This is a genomic window from Escherichia sp. MOD1-EC5950, assembly GCF_002965345.1.
GTDB lineage: Bacteria > Pseudomonadota > Gammaproteobacteria > Enterobacterales > Enterobacteriaceae > Escherichia > Escherichia marmotae.
The window spans coordinates 1-1,919 of record NZ_PTSR01000077.1; the positions used below are offsets into that span (position 1 = coordinate 1).

The following is a 1,919-nucleotide window of genomic DNA, read 5'->3' on the forward strand; positions in this document are numbered from 1 at the left end:
ATCGCTGTTGCCAGCACGTGATCTCCGAACATTTCTCCCCAGTCTGCGAACCCTTTGTTTGACGTCAGTATGATGCTCGCTTTTTCATATCGACGGTTCAGTAGCCGGAAGAACAGGCTGGCTTCCTCTCTGTTCATCGGCAGATAACCTATTTCATCCAGGATCAACACCCGGGCATAACTCAGTTGCTGTAGCTGACGCTCCAGCCGGTTTTCCTGTTTCGCTTTCATCAGTGTCGCGATCAGTCTGTCCAGTGGCATAAACAGTACCCGATGTCCCGCATCCACCGCTTTTACGCCAAGAGCTATGGCCAGATGCGTTTTTCCGACACCAGGAGGTCCCAGCAGGATCACGTTTTCGCTGCGCTCCACGAACGCCAGACCAGCCAGTTCCCGGACAACCTTACGGTCGATGCCCGGCTGGAAGGTAAAGTCGAACTGCTCCAGCGTTTTGACCCACGGCAGACGAGCCTGCTTCAGCCGGGACTCCATACCGCGCTGATGCCTGCCGTTCCATTCCTGCTGTAGCGCCATGCACAGGAACTCCCGGTAGTTCAGCTCTTTTTTAGCTGCCTGTTCCAGCAGGCTTTCAACGTGATAACTCAGATGCTCCATTTTCAGGCGGCTCAGCAGGACTTCCAGCTCATGCATCACAACAGCTCCTCATAGGTACTCAGTGGTCGATGTTCCACCTGACTGACCTGCTGCCAGAGCGGGGCGTGATGCTCCGGCACTGTCTGCCAGCCAGACGATGCCGAACAGAGGCGATGTGAGGCCACCAGTTTCTCATTACTGTAGATCCGCAACTCGTCATCCAGCGATATTCGTATCGATACCGGCTGACCACACAGCGCTTCGGGAACGCTGTAACGATTACCGCCAACCTCGATATAGCTGTCCCAGGACACATGGCGGATGTCGAAGTAACTGGTATCGAAGTCCGTATCCGGTAACGGCTGCAGATGTTCCTGCTCCAGCGCGAAGCGCTGTTCCGGCGTTTCTTTGAACTGGCGAAGTTCCCGTTTGTCAGCCACATCGGCTATCCATTGCTCCAGTTGTTGATTGACATGAGTGAAGCTGTCGAACCTGCGGTACCGGACGAAGAAGTTCTCCTTGAGGTATTTCACCATCCGCTCAACCTTACCTTTTGTTCTGGCCCTGCGTGGACGGCATGCCCGTGGCAGGAAGTTATAGTGGTCGGCCAGTAACAGGAATCCGGAGTTGAACACGACTTTCCCGTTGTTATTCTTCAGCACCGCAGCCTTCTGGTTATCAACCAGCACCGTTTTCACACAACCACCGAAGTAGCGGAAGGCGCGAACCAGTGATTCGTAGGTATGCTCAGCATCCTGTTTTGGTGCGGCGAAGACATGGAAGCGGCGGGAGAACCCCAGCGTATTAACCGCAAAGTTAACTTTGCACCGTTGCCCGGCAACCTCCACCTCAACTTCGCCCCAGTCGTGCTGGAGCTGGTATCCAGGCTGAGTTTCGAAGCGAACTGTTCTTTTTGACGGACGCATTTTACGTTTGGGCTGGATGTAGTAACGCAGCATGGAACGTCCGCCCGTATAGCCCATTGCCTTAATCTCCGCGAAGATAACCTCGCTATTCCAGACATTCTCTGCCAGGCGCATGTCGATGTAATCCATAACCGGTTTCAGCTTAACCATTTTGTGGCGGGTTTTTCTGGCTGGCGGTTCAGGGTATTTGAGATAGCGTCTGACCGTTCGTTCAGAGCAACCAATCTGAGCCGCAATATCGACAATGTACGCGCCCTGCTGGCGCATTTGCTTTATCATGTAAAAGTCCTCTCTGCTCAGCATGTTGATGTCCTTTTGGGTGTGAGAACCTTAAGGAAACAACATGTTGGGTGGAGCGGACAATCCAAATGGTGAATTACCGTCTTATATCACTGGCGCT

Annotated in this window: 2 protein-coding genes; both read right to left on the reverse strand. The window is 53.4% G+C overall.

The annotated features are described in order from the left end of the window. The coding region (gene istB / locus BEA93_RS24160; RefSeq protein WP_123057435.1) for an IS21-like element IS21 family helper ATPase IstB at nt 1-650 on the reverse strand (650 nt) is incomplete at its 3' end. Continuing rightward, entirely contained in the window at nt 650-1,822 is a 1,173-nt protein-coding gene (gene istA, locus BEA93_RS24165) for an IS21-like element IS21 family transposase (RefSeq protein WP_105225226.1), read from the reverse strand. The genes istA and istB, both read right to left, overlap by 1 nt. Nucleotides 1,823-1,919 lie beyond the last annotated feature (97 nt).